Below are 18,981 nucleotides of genomic sequence, written 5' to 3' on the forward strand. Positions count from 1 at the left end.
CCCCCCACCCCCCCCCCCCCCCCCCCCCCCCCCCCCCCCCCCCCCCACCCCCCCCCCCCCCCCCCCCCCCCCCCCCCCCCCCCCCCCCCCCCCCCCCCCCCCCCCCCCCCCCCCCCCCCCCCCCCCCCCCCCCCCCCCCCCCCCCCCCCCCCCCCCCCCCCCCCCCCCCCCCCCCCACAACCACCACGACCACACCCACCTCCTCGACCTCATCGCCCGCCACGACACCGACGCCGCCGAAGCCCACTGGCGCACCCACATCGCCACCACACCCAGCCAGCCACCCAGCACCGTCATCGACCTGCTCGGCACACCGCCCGCCGCCCCGGGCCGCGGCCTCGAGGGCACCCGACCGGTGCCGATGCCGATGCCCCGGAACTCCTCGGGCTGACCGCCCAGAAGGCCCGCGCTGACCGCCCGCGAGACTCGGGCCAACCGGTCAGGAGACTCCGGGCCGGCCAGGGGACTCCGGCCGGCCGGTCAGGAGACCGTCGTGCGCAGCCGGACGAGGTCGGCCAGCTCCGGCGACACCTCCGCCAGCAGCTCCCGGACCCGCGCCACAGCCGGGACGGCCAGCCCGTCGTAGATCTCGGCGAAGACCGTGCGGGCCTCGCGCCGCGGCCAGCGGCCGGGCAGCAGGTCGATCGGAAGGTCCGGGTCGAGGCTCGGGAAGCGCCCCCAGGACTCCATCACCGCGGTGCGCGCGGCCAGTGCCTCCGCGCCGCGCACCTCGCCGTGGCGGACCCGTTCCAACAGGGGGGTGTAGGTGCGGACGAACTCCTCGTAGGTGCGCTGCAGCTCGGTGAGATCCCAGGCCGCCATCGGCGGGCGGGGGTCGCTGCGGCGTGCCTCCGACGTCGTGATCAGCACCGTCGACGCGATGACGCCCAACTCGGCGAACACCCGGCGGGCCGCCTCACCGGCAGACCGCGGGGTGACCCACATCCCGTCGTAGAGCGGAGCGAAGCCCAGCCAACGCAGCCGTGCGCGCACGGCGTGCCGCACGTCGCGCTGGTCCTCGGGGATGGAGAACGCCGCCACCGTCCAGCGCCCGTCCCACGGGTCGTGCCGCAGGCCGAAGGTGAAGATCCGGTTCGCCGACGCGAGGATCGCGGCCGAGGCCTCCGCTGTCAGCCCGTAGTAGGTGTTGCGGCCGATCCGGGACGACTCCAGCAGCCCGCGCCGCGACAGCCGGCTCAGCGCCGCCCGGGCACCGACCGTGCTGACGTCGAAATCCGCGAGCAGGCTGACCAGCACCACCGACGGGACGTGCTCCCGGCGGCCGGCCCAGTAATCGCCGAGCAGGGTGGTGAGCAGGTGCTGGGGCTGTGCGCCCACCTGGACCCTGGGCAGGTCGACGACGTCGGCCGTTGGAGGTGCCGGATTCGCTCCTTGGGCCCCGACCTGCGGCCGGCGGACGGTCGGGCGCCGGCCACGACCCGGATCACGGTCGCGACCTGCGAGCCGCGCGGGCGCTGTCACGCTCTCCGATTTTACGAGCCCCTACCGACATTCCACGCGATCGGTCCGGATCTCCTGTGGTCCGGGTGACGTCGGTCGGTCTCCCGACGGGCGACCTGTACGCTCGGCGACCATGAGCACTGGACGGGTGCGCGTACGGTTCGCGCCGTCGCCGACCGGCATCTTCCACGTGGGCGGGGCCCGGTCGGCGCTTTTCAACTGGCTGGTGGCCAAGGGCGCCGGCGGCGACTTCGTGCTCCGCGTCGAGGACACCGACGCCTCGCGGAACCGGCCGGAGTGGACCGAGGGCATCATCAGCGCGCTCGACTGGCTGGGCATCAGCCCCGGTGGCTACGAGGGCCCGGTGTTCCAGTCGGAGCGGGCAGGCCGGCACGCCGAGGCGGCCGCGGGCCTGTTCGCCGCCGGTCGCGCCTACTACTGCGGCTGCACCCGCGACGAACTCGCCGCCCGCACCGGCAACGCCCAGCACGGCTACGACGGCTTCTGCCGGGAGCGCGGGCTCGGCCCCGGCCCGGGGCGCGCGCTGCGGTTCCGCACCCCCGACAAGGGCACCACTGTAGTCCTCGATGTGATCCGCGGCACACCGGAGTTCCCGAACGACACCATCGAGGACTTCGTCATCGCCCGGGCGGACGGCTCGGCCGTCTTCCTCCTCGCAAACGTCGTGGACGATCTCGACATGGGCATCACCCACGTCGTGCGCGGCGAGGAGCACCTGTCCAACACTCCGAAGCAGCAGCTGCTGTGGGCGGCGCTCGGCACGCCGCCGCCGGTCTGGGCCCACGTCCCGGTGATCGTCAACGAGAAGCGCCAGAAGCTCTCGAAGCGGCGCGACAAGGTCGCGCTGGAGTCGTACCGCGCCGAGGGGTACCTCGCCGCCGCCATGCGCAACTACCTGATGCTCCTCGGCTGGGCTCCGCCCGGCGACGAGGAGATCGTCCCGTTCGAGACCATCGAGGCGTCGTTCCGGCTCGAGGACGTGAAGCCCTCTCCCGCGTTCTTCGACGAGAAGAAGCTGCGTGCCTTCAACGGCGAGTACATCCGTGCGCTGAGTGTGGACGGGTTCGTGGCGGCGTGCGAGCCGTGGCTCGTGCCCGCGGCCGACGTGCCCGCCGCGGTGGACGCGCCGGCCGCGGCGGGCTCGGGAGACGGAGCCGCGGGCGTGACCACGGCGGTGCCGGCCCCGCCGTGGTCACCGGAGCGCTTCTCCGCCGAGGTCTTCGCCACCGTCGCACCGCTGGCGCAGTCCCGGGTGGCGGTGCTGTCGGAGATCGTCCCGATGGTCGACTTCCTGTTCCTGCCCGAGGCGCCGACCGACGAGGCCGCCTGGGCGAAGACCATGAAGGGCCCGGCCCTCGACCTGCTCACCGAGGCGGCCGAGGCCTACGAGAAGGTCGCCTGGGACCACGACGTCCTGCGCGAGACGCTCATCGAGGTCGGGGAGCGGCACGGACTGAAGCTCGGGAAGGCCCAGGCGCCCGTCCGGGTGGCGGTCACCGGCCGGACGGTCGGCCTGCCGCTGTTCGAGTCGCTGGAGATCCTCGGCCGCGAGGAGACGCTGCGGCGGCTGCGCGCCGCGGTCGAGCGCCTCGGCACGGCGGCGAACCCGGCCTGAGCAAGCCCCGGGCCTGAGCCCGACAATCTGAGTGCACCGGCCTGACCGGCGCGGCCGGAGCGTGCGGCGTGCCCGTCCGGTGTCGTCGTGGGCCCGGGTCGTGGTTGGGACGGACCACGACCCGGGCCAGGAACCCGTCGGAGGGTGGGGGGTACCTCCGCCGGGTGGACCGGGGACCTTCGCGACAACACCGTCATCACAACACCGGCGCCATAAACGATGCTTAAGAACGGCTCAAGAGAGCCTTGGATCCGGAAGTGGTCACCCGCCGTGGGCCTTGCGGGCTGACATCGTGACCGACGCGACCTCCCGCGCGGGCGACATCGACCTTTAATGGAGTCGATGTCTACAGACCGCTACATCGAGCGCATCACGTCCCGCGAGGCGACGGTGAAGCGGCCCGCCACGATCCGCGAGGTCGCGGCGCTCGCCGGGGTCAGCGTGTCGACCGTCAGCAACGCGCTGGCCGGCCGGCGATCGGTCAGTGGAGCGTCCAGCGCCCGGGTTCGCGCCGCGGCCCACCGCCTCGGGTACCGGCAGGTCGACGCCGCGCGGCCGGTGCGGACGCCGACCCGGCACGCCATCGGCCTCGTCGTCCCGGACGTGAGCAACCCGTTCTTCGCCGAGATCGCGCACGGCGTCGAGACGGTGGCCCAGTCGTCCGGCTGGGCGGTGTTCCTCGGCAACACCGACCTCGACGACGCGCGCGAGGCCGACTACCTCGACCGCCTGGCCGGGGCGGCCGACGGGCTCCTGGTCTGCTCGGCGTCCGGGCAGACCGAGCAGCTGCAGCACCTGGTCGACAGCGGCGTCGCCGTGGTGGCCTGCGACGAGCGCCTGGAGCTGACCGGCGCCGGCGGGGTCTTCGCCGACGACGCCGCGGCCGGCCGGCTCGCCGCCGGGCACATCCTCGCCCGCGGCGCGCGCCGGATCGCGATGATCTGCGGGCCGGAGCACCTCACCACGGCCCGCGAGCGCCGCACCGGCTTCCGCGCAGAGCTGCAGGCGTCGGGACGCTCGCTTCCGCCGTGGCGCTCGATCGCCAGCCGGTACACGATCGAGGCGGGACGATGGGCGGCCGACCAGCTCCTCGCCGCCGATCCACAGATCGACGCGATCTTCTGCTCAAACGATCTGCAGGCCGTCGGCGCGGTGCGGGCGTTGCGGCACGCGGGCCGGCAGGTGCCCGGCGGTGTGCTGATCATCGGGATCGACGGGATCTCCTGGGGCGAACTCACCGAGCCGTCGCTGACGACGGTGGCGCGTCATCCCGAACGGCTGGGGGCCGAGGCCGCCCGGCTCCTCATCGAGATGGTCGGCGACGGCGCCCGGCCCCGCGAGATCGTGCTGCCGGTGGAACTGGTCGAGCGGGAGAGCACCCGCCGCGCCTAATGGCGATTCGGCCCCTCCCGACACGCGCGGATCAGCCGGTGGCGGACGCCGGCCGGCGGGGGCGCATCAGGCGGTGGGCGCAGCCGACGACGTATCGACGGAACTCCTCGTCGTCCAGCACCATCACCCGGGGGTCGGAGCCGGCGCCGCGTAACCCTGCCAGCAGCATGCCGGCCGCCACGACGGAACCCGGATCCGGATCGGGCCCGGCGAGCAACGCGACGAGGCGCTCCCCCAGCGTGGGGAACTCCGGGTACCGCTGCAGGATGGCCGTACAGGTCGGATCACCCTGCAGCAGCGCGTATAAGCGGCGGTTGGCGATGATGAGATCGGCCAGGCCGACGATCATCGTCTCGACCTGGGCGGCCCGGGAGCGCCGACTCTCGGCGAGCCGCACCAGCCCCATGAGCTGCTCGAGCGCCGGGCGCACCACCGCGAGGACGATCTCGTCCTTGCTCTTGTAGTGGTGGTAGACCGCCGCCTTGGTGACGCCCATCGCGTCCGCGATCATCTGGAGCGATGTGGCGCTCACACCACGCTCAGTGAACAGCTCCAGTGCGGTGGCCCGCAGGCGCTCCCGGCCGGCGCCCGGCCCAATCTGGCGTTCCGCCAGCTCGGCAGTCACGATCTCCGCCTCCCGTCCGGCCCCGGTCACCTCGCGCAGGGGGCCCTCATTGTGGCGCACCACACTCCCGCGGGGGACCGAGCGTACAGATCCGTGCGAACCACGCGCTGGACGTCCGTCCGGGCCGACCGCCCCGTACGGGGGGTACGGGGCACCGTCGAGCGGCGCCGAGGAGCCATCACCGGGGCCACAAACGAGGGTCTGGCCGGGCGTCCGCGTGAAACCCGCGACGCACGCGGGCGACCCCGCAAGGAGACGGACTCTTGGGCACCTACCTGTACCGGCTCGGCCAGGCCTCCCACCGGCACCGGCGGGTCGTCCTGGCGCTGTGGCTGGCGCTGCTCGGGCTGGCCGGCGCGGGCACCGCGACACTCCCCGGCGCGGGCACCGCGACCACACCCAGCACAGGCACCGCGGCCACATCCGGCGCGGGCACCGCGACCACATCCAGCGCGGGCACCGCGACGCCCGCCGGCACCGCAGCAGGGACTCTTGTCGCTGCGGGCTCGGAGTCGCAACGGGCGGCGGACCTGCTGCGGCGGCGGCTGCCGGGGACCGGTGCCGACACCGCGACGGCCCGGCTGGTCCTGACCCTCGACGCGGGCGACGGCGCCCGGGCCCGCCTCGACGACCCGGTCCACCGGCAAGCGATCGAGGACGTCCTCGCCACCCTCGGACAGGCGCCGCTCGTCGGGCGGGTGGGTGATCCCTTCGGCGGCAGCGGGCCCGGCGCCGACGGCGAGCCCGGCGCCCCCGGCGTCGGGTCCGTCGAAGGCGGGATCTCCAGCGACGGCCGGATGGCCTACACGCAGGTCACCTACACCGTCCGCGACACGCAGCTGACCGCCCGGGCGCGCGCGGCCCTGTTCGCCGCCGCGGGTCCGGCCCGCGCCGCCGGCATCGACGTCGAGTTCGGCGGGACGGCACTGGACGGAGTACCCGAGCGGAGCTACCTCGGCTCCGCTGAGCCGGCTGTCGCCGCGGGCATACTCGCGGCAGCTGTGCTCGCGGCGGTCCTGGGTGTCCTCATCGTGGCCTTCGGCTCGTCCGTCGCGGCCGCGCTGGCGCTGCTGACGGCGGTCGTCGGCGTGACGGTCGGCGGCTGTGCGGCCTGGGTCGTGACCAGCCGAACCGGAACCGGCCCGGCCACGCCGCTCCCGGTGCCGGTGCCGGTGCCGGTGGCGGTGCTCGGGCTCACCGTCGCGATCGGCGGCGCGCTGCTCGTCGTCACCCGGTACCGGAACGGGCTGGCGGAGGGCCGCCGGCGCGAGGAAGTGGCCGGGAACACGGTGGCCACCGCCGGGTCGGTCGTGGTCCTCTCGGGTCTGATGACGGCTGGCACGCTCACGGCGCTGTCGGTCGCCCGCGTCCCGGCGCTGACCACGATCGGCCTGGCGTCCGCCGGCATCATCATGATCGCCACTCTGGGCACGCTCACGCTGTTGCCGGCCGTCCTCGGATTCGCCGGAAGCAAAGTCACCGCACGGGCCACCGGCCGCGCCGGCCGCGGACGGGACGGCGGGGAGCGGTGGGGCCGGTTCGTCGTGCGGCGACGGATTCCGGCGCTCCTGCTCTCCCTCGCCGCCCTCGGCGCCGTCGCGGCGCCGGTGGCCGACCTGCGCCTGGGGCTGCCCGACAGCGGTGCGACCGCGTCCGAGGGCACCCAGCGCCGCGCCTACGACCAGCTCGCCGCGGGCTTCGGCGCCGGCTTCAACGGCCCGCTGCTGCTCGTGGTGGACGCGGCGGACAGCGCCGACCCCACCGCCGCCGCCGGCCGGGTACGGACGGCGGTCGCCGCGCTGGGCGCCGTCGCCCTGACCACCGAACCGCGGTTCGACCCCAGCGGCGACCTCGCGACCATGACCGTGATCCCCGTCAGCGGACCGGGCGATCCGGGCACGGCGGACCTCGTACGCCGCATCCGCGCCGAGGCCGGCGCGCTCGCCGTCACGACAGGCACCCGCGTCTGGGTCACCGGGCGGACGGCGATCGGCCTGGACGTCTCGTGGCGGCTCGCCCGGGTCCTGCCGCTCTACCTCACCCTGCTCGCCGCGCTGGCGATCGCGGTGCTCGCCATGGCCTCGCGCAGTGTCCTCGTGCCCCTGAAGGGCGTCCTGAGCGCCGGACTCAGCGCCGTGGCGGCCCTGGGTGCCATGGTCGCCGGGTTCCAGTGGGGATGGCTCGGCGGCTGCCTGGGGGTGGAACGGAGCGGGCCCGTGGCAGCCGTCCTGCCGATCGTCGTGATCGGGCTGCTGACCGCTCTGGCCACGAGCCACGAGCTGCACCTCGTGGCCCGGAGCCGGGCGGAGCTCCTCCGCACCGGCGACCCCGGCCAGGCCGTGGTGCGCGGCACCGCGGACGCCGCCCGGGCCGTCACGGCCAGCACGATCATCACGGTCGTCGCGTCAGGCGCGGTCGTGGCGGCCAGCACAGGCGTCATGGCCGGGGTCCTCGGGGCACTCGCCGCTCCGGCCGGCCCGATCACCGCGTCGATCGGTCTCGTGCTGGCGTTCGGTGTCACGGTGGACGCGTTCGTCGTCCGCCTGACGCTCGGGGCAGCGGTCATGTCCCTGCTCGGGCGGGCCGCCTGGTGGCTGCCGCGCCTGCCCGACCACCTGCCCGCGGCCGCCTCGCCCGGCCCGGCGGCGTCCCCTCCCCTGCCCGCCGAGGTGCCCACGCCCGCATCGACGCCCGTGCCCGCCTCGATGCCCGCGTCCGCAGCGGTGGCGACGCCTGCTGTGGCGCCCGCGTTGGCTTCGGTACCAGGGCCCGCCGAGGTGCCCACGCCGGTTTCGGCTGAGGCCGGCACGGGTGCCGGGGCCGGGGCGTCAGTCTGAGCCGGGTGCCGGGTCCGGACCGGGTGCCGTGGCCGGACGCGGGGTGAAACCACGCAGGCGCAGGCTGTTGCCGACGACGAACAGCGAGCTGGCCGCCATCGCCGCCCCGGCGAGCATCGGGTTGAGCAGGCCGGCCGCGGCCAGCGGCAGCGCGGCGGCGTTGTAGGCGAAGGCCCAGAACAGGTTGCCCTGGATGGTGGCGAGTGTCCGCCGGGCCAGGCGGATCGCGTCCACGGCCGCGAGCAGATCGGCCCGGACGAGAGTCAGGTCACCGGCCTCGATCGCGACGTCCGTGCCGGTTCCCATCACCAGACCGAGGTCCGCCTGGGCCAGCGCGGCGGCGTCGTTCACCCCGTCACCGACCATCGCCACCACCCGGTTGCCGGCCTGCAGCCGGCGCACGACCTCGGTCTTCTCCGCTGGCAGGACTTCGGCGACCACGTCCTCCGGGGCGATCCCCACCTCCGCCGCGACGGTGGCCGCGACGGAGGCGTTGTCGCCGGTCAGCAGAATCGGGCGCAGGCCCAGTCCCCGCAGCTCGCGGATCGCGGCGGCCGAGGTCGGCCGGACCGCGTCGGCGATGGTGAGCACGCCGCGGGCGCGCCCGTCCCAGGAGACCGCGACGGCGGTGCGGCCGGCGGCCTCGGCCGTGCGGGCGATCTCCGCGAGGTCCGTGGGCAGCGGCTGCGAGCACCCCGTCAGCAGCCTCGGACGGCCGACCAGCACGGCGCGGCCGGCGACCAGTCCGCGCACCCCGAGGCCCTCCTTGGTGGCGAACTCGGTGACGCCGGGCAGCTCCGCGGACGACCGCTCCGCTGCCGCGGCGGCGGCCCGGCTGATCGCGCGGCCCACCGGGTGCTCGGAGGCGTTCTCCAGGGCACCCGCGAGCCGCAGCACCTCGTCCCGGTCCTCGCCGGCGGCGGTGGCGACGTCCAGGAGGGTCATCTCGCCGGTCGTCACCGTGCCGGTCTTGTCCAGGACGATCGTGTCGACCCGGCGGGTCGACTCCAGCACCTCGGGTCCGCGGATGAGCAGGCCGAGCTGGGCGCCGCGTCCCGTGCCGACCAGCAGGGCGGTCGGCGTGGCGAGGCCGAGCGCGCACGGGCACGCGATGATCAGCACCGCGACGGCCGCGGTGAACGCGGCGGCCAGGCCGTCCCCCCGGCCCGCCCAGTAGCCGAAGGTGAGTGCCGAGAGCGCGAGCACGACCGGCACGAAGACGGCCGCGATCCGGTCGGCGAGCCGCTGCACCGGCGCCTTGCCGCTCTGTGCCTCCTCGACGAGACGTCCGATCCTCGCGAGCTGGGTGTCCGCGCCGACCCGCGTGGCGCGGACGACGAGCCGGCCCCCCGCGTTCAGGGTGGCACCGGTGACGTCGTCGCCGGGACGGACCTCCACCGGGACGGACTCTCCGGTGAGCATCGACGCGTCGACGGCTGACGCGCCCGCTACGACCACCCCGTCCGTGGCGATTTTCTCCCCCGGACGGACGACGAAGAGGTCACCGACGCCGAGCTGATCGACCTCGACTCGTTCCTCCCTGCCGTCGCGGAGAACGGCGACGTCACGCGCCCCCATGGCGAGCAGCGCGCGTAGCGCGGAGCCGGCGCTGCGCCTGGCTCTGGCCTCCAGGTACCGGCCGGTGAGGATGAACGCGGTGACGCCGGCCGCCACCTCCAGGTAGATGCTGTCCGCCCCGGCACCGCGAGTGACGGTGACACTGAAGTCGTGGGTCATCCCGGGCTCGCCGGCGTCGCCGATGAACAGCGCGTACAGCGACCATCCGAAGGCGGCGAGGGTGCCGATCGAGACGAGCGTGTCCATCGTCGTCGCGCCGTGGCGCAGGTTCGTCCACGCCGCCCGGTGGATCGGCCAGCCGCCCCACACTACGACGGGCGCGGCGAGCGTCAGCGACAGCCACTGCCAGGAGTCGAACTGCAGGGCCGGCACCATCGCCAGGAGCACCACCGGGACGGTCAACCCGACGACCACACGCAGCCGGTCGCGCAGGGCGCGCACCCGGCCGTCGGCGGGGAGACTCTCGTCAGCCGCGCTACCGCCGGCAGTACTGCCGGCGGCGACGCCGTCCGCGGCGGTGCTGTCCACGGCGGTGCTGTCGTCGGCCCGGTCTCCGGTGGCGTGGTCCGAGGCGGGGCGGTTCGCCGCGTCACGGGCGCCGGTTCGCGCGGCCGGTCGGGACGGCGCGGGCGGCGGGATCGTCGCCGTGTAGCCGGCGGCCTCCACCTGGGCTACCAGCCGATCGGCCGGCAGGCCGGCCGGGAAGCTGACCTTGGCCTTCTCCGTGGCGTAGTTGACCGTGGCGGTGACGCCGTCCAGCTTGTTCAGCTTCCGCTCGACACGAGCCGCGCAGGATGCGCAGGTCATCCCGCCTATCACCAGATCCACCTGGCGCCGGTCGGTGGCCGGTGGGCTCATCGGTTCTCCCAAGGGGACGCGGGTGCGCGGGCAGGGTCAGTGCGTGTGCGCGGAGGTGGGCGTCCGCGTCGGCGTGGGTGTGGGCGCGGCCCCGTCCACCGGGACCGTCATGGTGAACTCCGCGGTTCGCACCTGTCCGGCGTGCTTGAAGTCCAGGAAGAGGCGGTAGGCGCCGGCCGACGGGAACTCGGTCATGAACGACAGCGCGGGATCGCCGCTCCCGGGACTGGCCGTGGGATCGCTCATGCCGCCGTCGAGACCTCCGGGCGTCGCCACGGCGCCGCCGGTGGAGCCCCCGCTCTCTCCCGGGTGGACGTGCAGGTAGGCGAGATCACCCTGCCGGATCACCACCAGATGACCGAGCGAGCCCAGGTACGGCTCGAGATCGGTGACCGGCCGTCCGGCGCGGGTGACCGAGAAGACGAGGTCGCTCATCCCGTCGGGGCTGGCCCGCCCGTCGAGCGTCACGGTGTACCCACCCGCCACTGTCGCGGTGCGCGACGGCGCCGGCAGCGTGGCGGGGCGCAGGTCGCCGCCCACGGTGAGGTCCGTGCCGAGCGTGATCGTGGACGCGGCCGGCGAGCTACCCGAGATCCCGAAGATCTCGGAATTCCCGGAGATCTCCGACATGCCGGAGATCTCGAAGGTGCCGGGCGTGACCGGAGCGACCGGGACTCCCGGAACGCTCGCCCCGTCCGCCACGCGGCCGGCCGCGGTGCCACCGGTACCGGTGTCGGCGCCGGTACCCGTGCCGCCGCCGGTGCCAGTACCGCTGTCGGTGCCGCCCGGCGTGGACGTCGGAGCGAAGTCGGCGAACACGCGGTAGACGCCGGGCGCGGACAGTCGGAGCGGGACGCTCCACGTGCCGGCGGCGTCACGGGTGGGGTGCAGGTGCTGGTAGCCGGTGAGGTCACGCCGCACGACGATCAGATGCAGGTCTGCGTCGTGTACCCGGGTGAAGGCGGTGAGCGGGCGGCCGTCCGGGCCGAGGACACGGAAGGTGTAGGGCTGCGAGCGGCCGGCGGGCCAGGTGAGCGTGTCGGGCGCGAGCGTGTAGCCGCCCGCGGAGATCGCGAGCCCGGCCGCGGTGGGATCACCGCTGGTCACGCCCGGCGCGCCGCCCGGCACGGCGGAGGCCTCGTGGCCACGGGCGCCGGTCTCGGCCGCACCGTTGGACTCCTCGGACGGCCCGATCGTCGTCCCGACCACATAGGAGACACCGAAGAGCACGGCCAACGCGAGACCGAAGCCGCCGATGCGGGTCAATGCGTTCATCGTCCGTCCCTTCGCCCCGGCTGGTATAAGACTCACCCAGACGTTACATACCCCTAGGGGGTATACGTCAACGCCTCGCGCGGGTCGGTGGCGCTGCTCTCACACCTTCGGACAGCGCCGCGACACCGCGGCCGCCGCATGCGCGCACCTGCGCGAGGTCACCCGGGACCAAGACGCCGAACGCCCCGACCAGCGCAAAAAGGGAACCGGCGTGTCCGGCTCGCTACTAACGCAGGACGGTCGGCCGCCGGAGAACCACAATGGGTAGGTCGGACGTTCCGGGCAGTACTGCTCGGAGAAAGGAGGGTGTTCCTTTGCTTGAGGATTCCCGGCCTTTTCCGCCGGGCAGCCTGCCAGCGCGGCTGAACCCGGCGCTGCGCCAGCAGCTTCTCTCCCTGGGAGGAGTGCGCCACTACCTGCACGGCGAGATGCTGATGCGGGAGGCCGAGCCGTACGGCGAGGTGATCCTGATCCTCGACGGCTTCGTCAAGATCACCGCGAACGGAGAGGAGAACCGGCTCGCCTTCCTCGTCATCCGGTCCCGGGGCGACATCCTGGGCGAGATCAGCGCCATGGACCAGGACACCCACACCGGAACCGCCACCGCCGCCGGGCCGGTCGCCGGCCGGGTGATGAGCGCGACAGCCTTCCGCTCGTTCCTCGAGCAGAATCCCCCGGCCGCCTTCGCGGTCGCCGAGACCGTCGCGAACAAGCTGCGCAACTCGATCCGGCGCCGGGTCGAGCACGTCGACGGCTCGGTCCGGGGCCGGCTCGCCCGCATTCTCATCGAGCTGGCGACGCTGTGGGGGCGGGCCTCCGACCGCGGTGTCCAGCTCGCCGTGGGCCTGAGCCAGCCCGAGCTCGCCGCCCTGGTCGCCGCGGACGAACGCTCGGTCAACCGTGCGCTCGCCGAGCTGCGAAACATGAAGGTCGTCGACGTCGGCTACCGCCGCGTCATCGTCCTGGACCTGGAGGGCCTGGAACGGGTGGCATTCGGCCGCCAGGATCGACCCGACGGGGCCAGCAGCCCGAGCTGACGAGGAAGGCCGCCTGTGCCAACGCTGATATCTTGATGGCCCCAGACGTGACGCCGGTGGGAGACGCCATGGCGGTCCAGGTTCCGCGGGCGCCCCAGCGCAGCGCGCGGGCGTCCGAGATCGTCGCGGAGTCCATTCGCGTCCAGGTCGCCAGAGGGGAACTTCGGCCGGGTGATCGTTTCCCGACCGAAGACGAGCTCATGGAGATCTTCGGCATCGCCCGCACGACGCTGCGCGAGGCGCTGCGCATCCTGGAGGCCGAGGGCCTGGTCACCGTCCTGCGCGGGCGGCACGGCGGGCCGCGGGTCACCAGTCCGACCGTCGACCACGTCGCCAAGGCCTTCGCCCTGCTCCTGCAGCTCGAGGGCGTGACGATGAGCGACATCCACCAGGCGCGGGAGCTCGTCGAGCCGACCCTGGCCCACACCCTCGCCCAGACCAGAACCCCGCAGATGCTCACCGAGCTGCGCGCGGCCGTCGAGGCCGCCGAGGCGGCGGCCGACGCCGACGACGGCCCCGCCTTCCTCGACGCCGCCGCGGCCCTGCACGCGACGATCGCCGAGCACGGAGGCAACCGGTCGCTGGGCATCTTCGCGCAACTGCTCCACGAGGTGGCCGTCCGCTGCCACGAGGCGTCCGGGCGGGTGGCCACCGCCGAGGACCGCAGGCGCGCCGTCCGCTACTACCGCCGGCTCTACAAGCTCGTCGAGGCCGGCGACGCGGCGGGCGCCCGGGAGCACTGGCGGTCCCGGGTGGCCCACGCGGGCGAGGCGGGCCCGACGACCGGCAAGGAGGGGGACGAGCCGGTGGACGTGTTCGCCCGCCCGACCGAGCTCTCCGGGCCGGGCGAACGGACGGCTGCCGTGCGCCGCCGCTGACCCGTCCAGCGAGACCTCCCGGCGGGGCCGCAGTCGAGGGGGTAACCGGGGTTTGCCAGGCTTGAGGGCATGGATCTGCGGATATTCGTCGAGCCCCAGCAGGGCGCCTCCTACGCGCGCCAGCTAGCCATGGCCAAAGCGGCCGAGGAAGGCGGATTCGACGCCTTCTTCCGCTCCGACCACTACCTGCGGATGGGGCCGGGCAGCCCGCTGCCGGGCCCGACCGACTCCTGGGTCACGCTGGCCGGCATCGCCCGCGAGACGTCCACGATTCGCCTGGGCACCCTGGTGACGAGCGCGACCTTCCGGCTGCCCGGGCCGCTCGCCATCGCCGTCGCCCAGGTCGACGAGATGAGCGGCGGGCGAGTTGAGCTCGGTCTCGGCGCCGGCTGGTTCACCGCGGAGCACTCCGCCTACGGGATCCCGTTCCCACCGGTCGGCGAACGGTTCGAGCGGCTGACCGAACAGCTCGCGATCATCGAGGGACTGTGGCGTACCCCGGCGGGCGAGACGTTCTCCCACCAGGGCAGCCACTACATCCTGACCGACAGCCCGGCGCTGCCCAAGCCCGTCCAGCGCCCGCATCCGCCGATCATCATCGGCGGTCACGGGCCGCGGCGCACGCCGGCGCTTGCCGCGCGCCACGCCGCCGAGTTCAACCTCGCGTTCGCCCCGCCGGCACAGGTGTCAGCGCAGTTCGGGCTGGTCCGCAAGGCCGCCGCCGCGATCGACCGGGATCCGGATGATCTCGTCTACTCGGTGGCACTCGTGGTGTGCTGCGGCCGGGACGACGCCGAGCTCAAGCACCGCGCCGAGCGGATCGGGCGTGACCTCGACGAGCTGCGTGAGAACGGCCTGGCCGGCACCCCGGCCGAGGTGATCGAGAAGCTCGCCGTCTACGGCCCGGACGGCGCCGGAGCGAGCCGGGTGTACCTGCAGGTCCTCGACCTGGACGACCTCGACCACGTGGCGTTGCTCGCCGCCGAGGTCCTCCCCCGGGTCTGACCCGGGTCAGACCCGGGTCAGACCCGGGCTACGCGCCGGTCCGGCCCGTCGCCTCGGTGGCGAGCTCGCTCGCGAACCACTCGATGGTCCGGACCAGCCCGTCGCGCACGTCGACGACCGGCTCCCAGCCGAGTTGCTGACGGGCGAGGGTGATGTCCGGCCGGCGGACCATCGGGTCGTCGCCGGGCCGCGGCACGAACGTGATCGGCGCGTCGGAGCCGATCAGCTCGACCACCAGGCGCGCGGTGTCGATGATCGTCATCTCGTGCGGGTTGCCGAGGTTCACCGGGCCGGGCAGGCCGCTGCGCAGCATCCGCACGATGCCCTCGACGAGATCGTCCACATAGCAGACCGAGCGGGTCTGCATCCCGTCGCCGGCGACGGTCACCGGCTCACCGCGCAGGGCCTGGGAGACGAACGCGGGAATCGCCCGGCCGTCGTCGGTGCGCATCCGCGGCCCGTAGGTGTTGAAGATCCGGATGATCGCCGTGTCGAGCCCGTGCCGGTTGCGGTAGGCGGTGGTCAGCGCCTCGGCGAAACGCTTGGCCTCGTCGTACATGCTGCGCGGGCCGATCGGGTTGACGTGCCCCCAGTACGACTCCTCCTGCGGGTGCACCAGCGGGTCCCCGTAGACCTCGGAGGTCGACGCCAGCAGGAAGCGGGCGCCCTTTGCCCGGGCGAGGTCGAGCGTGTTGAGCGTGCCGTGCGCGCCTGCCTTCAAGGTCTCAATCGGATACCGGGCGTAGTCGAGAGGCGACGCCGGTGACGCGAACTCCAGGACGGCGTCGACCGTCCCGGCCACCTCGACCCGCTCGGCGACGTCCTGCTCGAGGAGCTCGAATCCTGGCCGGTCGAGTAGATGCTCGACGTTGCTCTTCCGCCCGGTGAGAAAGTTGTCGATGCACACAACTTCCTCACCATCCAGGAGCAGCCGATCACAGAGATGGCTCCCCAGGAAGCCCGCGCCTCCCGCGACGACGACACGCATAACCGAAAAACCCCCAGCACTGGCAGCTCAACGAATACCGACGAAAGAACACCCACCACCGATGTCGGCGGTGGCCTATCCCCGCTGCCTCTCGGGCCGGCGGACCTCATGGCGCGCGATCGCCTTGAGGTAGACCTCCTCGCGGCGCTCGGCGATGCGCGCCGGATCCAGCTCAGCGGTGCCCATCCGACCGCGCAGGCCGACGACGGCCGCGTGGTCCTGGTCGGTCAGGAACGGCTCGAGAGCGTCCGCCATCGCGTCCGGGTCCTCCGGCGGCACGACGGCGCCGCCCTTCCAGCGGTCGACCCAGGTCGAGACGCCGGTCGTCGCCGTGGCGACCACCGGGCGAGCGGCGGCCATCCCCTCAAGGCCCGCGATAGAGAAGCTCTCGAACCGGCTCGGCACGACGACCGCCCGGCCCTCACCGTAGAGCACCGGAAGCTCCGTGCGGGAGACATGCCCCTCGAACCGGATCGGAACGCCCAGATCAGCGGCCTTCCGCTCGAGCCATGCCCCGGTCTCGACGCCTTCGATCCGACCGGACGACTGCCCGACGAAGATCAGCTTGGCCTCGACTCCCCGCGCCAGTAGCCGGGACGCGGCCTCGACGAGCACGTCCAGCCCTTTGCGCCACTCCAGCCGGCCGACCACGACCAGGTTCGGTCCGGTGTGCTCTGCCGTGGGGACGCTCGCGAACGGCACGTTGTCGAACGGGTACGGGATTACGTCGACGTCGGTGTCCGGTCGCAGCCAGTCGAGCTCGTACAGCGTGTCGACGAGGAGCTGGGACGGGGAAGTCCGCGCGTCCGCTCGCAGCGCCGAGAAGCGGTCGATGCGGTCGGCCAGCTCCCCCTTGCGGCTCAGTTCGGGATCCCGCAGACGGACGTCCATCATCGTCGGAGTGTGCAGGTGGATCACCAGCGGCGTACGCCGACCGAGAGCCGTGAACAGGCCCCGTGTCTCGCCGTCCTGTGTCTCGATGACGTCCGGGTTGATCCCGCTCCGCCGAAGCCAGAAGCCGTACGACACCGCCAGTGAGGCCCGCAGCGACAAGGAGTCACGCGGATGATCCCGGCCGTTGATCAGCTTCGCGGCCGGCCCCAGGTATCGAGTGACAGGCGCACGCAACAGCGGGCGGCGGTGAACGTGAACGCCGTCGAACACGTCGTCGCGGATACGGCGGCCCTGAGTGCACAGCACATGAACCTCATGGCCGCGCCGAACCAGTGCGTGAGCGATGTCATGCGTGTAGACGCCAGCGCCATCCCAGATGATCGGTGGGTACTGCTCGCATAGGAAAGCGATCCGCATGCACAACTCCAGGCGACCAGCAGGCCAGGTAACTCCGGGCGGCCCATAGTAGTACCGACGCCCCGCCTACCAGCAGTCCGCCCGCCACAACCACCTAATGCGGCCACGACATGCGGCCGCGATAGACACAACAGCACCCTCACGTGAGGGGAATTTACCTCTACATGGCTGTAGAACTTTGCCTGGGCGTTCCAGGGAATTCCCCGCCGACATTCCGGCGAGGACGGCGGATCACCCTTACAGACACAGGGAGAACCGAACCTGATTCCTGCCGCAACCACCCTGAACCGATCACTCACCGACCGCTCCGAACAGCTGCCCGACCGTGGCCCGGGGACGGTTCCCGGACCCCACTAAGCGCCCCAGCCGGGCCCCGTTCGACGCGCGGGTCCGACACTGCATGACCTGACACAGTCGGCGCCGACCGATCCGCCGCACGCGAGCGGAACGCGATGCGGATACGAATACGGGCGTGACCGGAGCCAGGGCCAGAACCCGGACCGGCGACGCGGCCATGCCCACGGCCACCGCCCAGACACAGACACAGCCACCGCCACCGCCCAGGCACTGCACACGGACCCGGCCACGGGCGGCCCGCTCACGGCTCCAGAGGCCTACCTAGCCCGCCCCGAGTACACGGCAAACCGCCAGGTCTTGACCGCGCAGTCGACGGAACCGAAGCCCGCCTGCCGCAGCCACCCGAGTTGGTCGTCGAGCGGAGCGCACCGATCGTGGGCCATGCGCGCGAGCGCCCCCGCCCATTCCTCGTCGTCCGAACCCGCGCCACGGGCCCATCGCTCGTGCATCCGCTCGTACCTCTGGGTGGTCTCCTCATCAGGCCCAACAATCTGTTCCAGATTCACGAACAGACCACCGGGAACAAGTACCGAACGGACGCGCCGGAACAGGTTCCGCTTGGCCTCGTCGTCCAGATGGTGGATCGCCAGCGCCGAGACGGCCGCGGCGAAGGGACCCACCGGCAGCGGGTCGGTGAGGTCGGCGACCGTCACACCCACCACATGAGCCCGGAGCCGAGACACCGCGCGGTCGATCATCGGACCCGACCCGTCCATCAGATGCAGCCTGGCACCGGGCACGACCCCGATCACCGCCGCAGACAACAGGCCGGTTCCCGCGCCCAGATCCAGCACCACCGGTTGCGCCCCACCCAGTTCAGCCACCAGATCCCCGACCGCGCCGTAGAGCAGATCGAAGAACGGAACCAGCCGGCGACGCTGCGCGTCGTAGGCCTCCGGATCCCAGATCATCTCACCATATGAGATTATAGTCTCACCCATTGGACCAGTGTAGGTCAGAACAGGCGAACGACGCAGCACTCGGAGCAGGTCGAAAGCCCGACGACCTCGGGCCGATCGACGCCGTGCTACTCACTCACGACCACCGCGGCGACAACCTCGACGATGCGGACCACACCTGTTGGCACACACCAAAACCGTCATCGCCACGTTCCCGGCGCGAGACGCGTCGGGGGCTGCGCTTGGGGAGTTGCCCCCTGGACCACGACGGTTCTCACCGAACTGGAGCCCGGCACCCTGGCGTCCGAGACCGATGTGGCGTCTACCACCCCGGGCCGATCTCCCATTGAGGTCACCGCAATACCGTGCCGCCATGGACCGCCACTGATCCGCCCAGTCGTCGGCCATGTCATCGGCTTCGTGCTGCGCCGGGCCGGCCAGAAACACGGGGTGCTGTGGATTTCAGGGGAGGCCTTCCTCTACCGCGCCGTACGCGAGGTCGGCGATGGTTGACGGTCGACACCGCTTTCCTCCATCTGGGCGGAGTCCGGTTCCCGCTCACCGGCCCCGTCCGATACACCACGACCGGACACAATGTGGTCGCCTCTGCGGTCAGACGCGCCCCCGCGTCACGATCCCGGTTCACGACGAGGACTGGATGCACTTCCGACAGGGACAAGAATCCATCGAGTGTGACGTCGCCCGTACACCCGACGATGTACGCAAAGCTTTCCGATGGGCGCCCATCGGCGAACCAGCTAAGGTCGACTCCGACTATCTTCGTAGGGTAGGCGACTGGCGCGGTGGCATCTCGCTTTAGGAACAAGGTCCGGTACCTTTGTCC

At 72.7% G+C, this 18,981-nt stretch carries 13 protein-coding genes; 6 read left to right on the top strand and 7 right to left on the bottom strand.

The genetic code is table 11. The features are described 5' to 3' along the window. Nucleotides 1–480: 480 nt before the first annotated feature. Nucleotides 481–1,338 (bottom strand): PaaX family transcriptional regulator C-terminal domain-containing protein, encoded by an 858-nt coding sequence (locus E0504_RS17530; RefSeq protein ID WP_112107838.1) that lies wholly within the window; start codon nucleotides 1,336–1,338, stop codon nucleotides 481–483. 256 nt (nucleotides 1,339–1,594) lie between these two features. On the opposite strand from E0504_RS17530, the gene gltX reads away from it, so the two are divergent. Next, on the top strand, nucleotides 1,595–3,097 hold the full coding sequence (gene gltX, locus E0504_RS17535) for a glutamate--tRNA ligase (protein ID WP_112107837.1): 1,503 nt from the start codon (nucleotides 1,595–1,597) through the stop codon (nucleotides 3,095–3,097). A gap of 342 nt (nucleotides 3,098–3,439) precedes the next feature. Beyond that, on the top strand, nucleotides 3,440–4,489 hold the full coding sequence (locus tag E0504_RS17540; RefSeq protein WP_235014354.1) for a LacI family DNA-binding transcriptional regulator: 1,050 nt from the start codon (nucleotides 3,440–3,442) through the stop codon (nucleotides 4,487–4,489). A 31-nt stretch (nucleotides 4,490–4,520) separates the two neighbouring features. Here E0504_RS17540 and E0504_RS17545 read toward each other — a convergent pair whose 3' ends face one another. Beyond that, a complete protein-coding gene (locus tag E0504_RS17545; protein WP_243657542.1) occupies nucleotides 4,521–5,174 on the bottom strand; it encodes a TetR/AcrR family transcriptional regulator in 654 nt (217 codons plus the stop codon). A gap of 203 nt (nucleotides 5,175–5,377) precedes the next feature. Between E0504_RS17545 and E0504_RS17550 the strand changes: the two genes are divergently transcribed. Further along, nucleotides 5,378–7,951, top strand: a complete 2,574-nt coding sequence (locus E0504_RS17550; RefSeq protein WP_131625118.1) for an MMPL family transporter — start codon at nucleotides 5,378–5,380, stop codon at nucleotides 7,949–7,951. Here the strand turns inward: E0504_RS17550 and E0504_RS17555 are convergent. Together E0504_RS17555 and E0504_RS17560 are read right to left on the bottom strand one after the other, a co-directional pair. Then, nucleotides 7,943–10,387: a cation-translocating P-type ATPase gene (locus E0504_RS17555; RefSeq protein ID WP_131625119.1), complete on the bottom strand. Its 2,445-nt coding sequence runs from the start codon at nucleotides 10,385–10,387 to the stop codon at nucleotides 7,943–7,945. The two genes, E0504_RS17550 and E0504_RS17555, sit on opposite strands and share 9 nt — an antisense overlap. Nucleotides 10,388–10,423: 36 nt before the next feature. Then, a complete protein-coding gene (locus E0504_RS17560; RefSeq protein ID WP_112107834.1) occupies nucleotides 10,424–11,662 on the bottom strand; it encodes a hypothetical protein in 1,239 nt (412 codons plus the stop codon). Between the two features lie 314 nt (nucleotides 11,663–11,976). Here E0504_RS17560 and E0504_RS17565 point away from each other — a divergent pair, with 314 nt between their 5' ends. From E0504_RS17565 to E0504_RS17575, 3 genes are all read left to right on the top strand, one after another. Continuing rightward, complete coding sequence (locus E0504_RS17565; protein ID WP_041253853.1) at nucleotides 11,977–12,699, top strand: Crp/Fnr family transcriptional regulator; 723 nt, start codon at nucleotides 11,977–11,979, stop codon at nucleotides 12,697–12,699. Nucleotides 12,700–12,767: 68 nt separating this feature from the next. After that, entirely contained in the window at nucleotides 12,768–13,577 is an 810-nt protein-coding gene (locus E0504_RS17570; protein WP_112107833.1) for a FadR/GntR family transcriptional regulator, read from the top strand. A 69-nt stretch (nucleotides 13,578–13,646) separates the two neighbouring features. Continuing rightward, the gene (locus tag E0504_RS17575; protein WP_112107832.1) at nucleotides 13,647–14,582 is read left to right on the top strand and encodes an LLM class F420-dependent oxidoreductase; all 936 of its coding nucleotides are present in this window, start codon (nucleotides 13,647–13,649) and stop codon (nucleotides 14,580–14,582) included. A gap of 28 nt (nucleotides 14,583–14,610) precedes the next feature. Here E0504_RS17575 and E0504_RS17580 read toward each other — a convergent pair whose 3' ends face one another. The 3 genes from E0504_RS17580 to E0504_RS17590 all read right to left on the bottom strand — a co-directional run bounded on the left by E0504_RS17580 (nucleotide 14,611) and on the right by E0504_RS17590 (nucleotide 18,179). Next, on the bottom strand, nucleotides 14,611–15,570 hold the full coding sequence (locus E0504_RS17580) for a UDP-glucuronic acid decarboxylase family protein (RefSeq protein WP_071060267.1): 960 nt from the start codon (nucleotides 15,568–15,570) through the stop codon (nucleotides 14,611–14,613). A 75-nt stretch (nucleotides 15,571–15,645) separates the two neighbouring features. Then, on the bottom strand, nucleotides 15,646–16,881 hold the full coding sequence (locus E0504_RS17585; protein ID WP_112107830.1) for a glycosyltransferase family 4 protein: 1,236 nt from the start codon (nucleotides 16,879–16,881) through the stop codon (nucleotides 15,646–15,648). Between the two features lie 614 nt (nucleotides 16,882–17,495). Beyond that, the gene (locus E0504_RS17590) at nucleotides 17,496–18,179 is read right to left on the bottom strand and encodes a class I SAM-dependent methyltransferase (RefSeq protein ID WP_112107829.1); all 684 of its coding nucleotides are present in this window, start codon (nucleotides 18,177–18,179) and stop codon (nucleotides 17,496–17,498) included. Nucleotides 18,180–18,981 lie beyond the last annotated feature (802 nt).

This window comes from Parafrankia sp. BMG5.11 (assembly GCF_004337455.1).

Excerpts from the sequence above, each read along its gene's own strand:
- gltX (WP_112107837.1), top strand. The coding sequence starts at position 1,595 with ATGAGCACTGGACGGGTGCGCGTACGGTTCGCGCCGTCGCCGACCGGC.
- E0504_RS17540 (WP_235014354.1), top strand. The coding sequence starts at position 3,440 with ATGTCTACAGACCGCTACATCGAGCGCATCACGTCCCGCGAGGCGACG.
- E0504_RS17555 (WP_131625119.1), bottom strand. The coding sequence starts at position 10,387 with ATGAGCCCACCGGCCACCGACCGGCGCCAGGTGGATCTGGTGATAGGC.
- E0504_RS17560 (WP_112107834.1), bottom strand. The coding sequence starts at position 11,662 with ATGAACGCATTGACCCGCATCGGCGGCTTCGGTCTCGCGTTGGCCGTG.
- E0504_RS17570 (WP_112107833.1), top strand. The coding sequence starts at position 12,768 with ATGGCGGTCCAGGTTCCGCGGGCGCCCCAGCGCAGCGCGCGGGCGTCC.
- E0504_RS17575 (WP_112107832.1), top strand. The coding sequence starts at position 13,647 with ATGGATCTGCGGATATTCGTCGAGCCCCAGCAGGGCGCCTCCTACGCG.
- E0504_RS17580 (WP_071060267.1), bottom strand. The coding sequence starts at position 15,570 with ATGCGTGTCGTCGTCGCGGGAGGCGCGGGCTTCCTGGGGAGCCATCTC.
- E0504_RS17585 (WP_112107830.1), bottom strand. The coding sequence starts at position 16,881 with ATGCGGATCGCTTTCCTATGCGAGCAGTACCCACCGATCATCTGGGAT.
- E0504_RS17590 (WP_112107829.1), bottom strand. The coding sequence starts at position 18,179 with ATGGGTGAGACTATAATCTCATATGGTGAGATGATCTGGGATCCGGAG.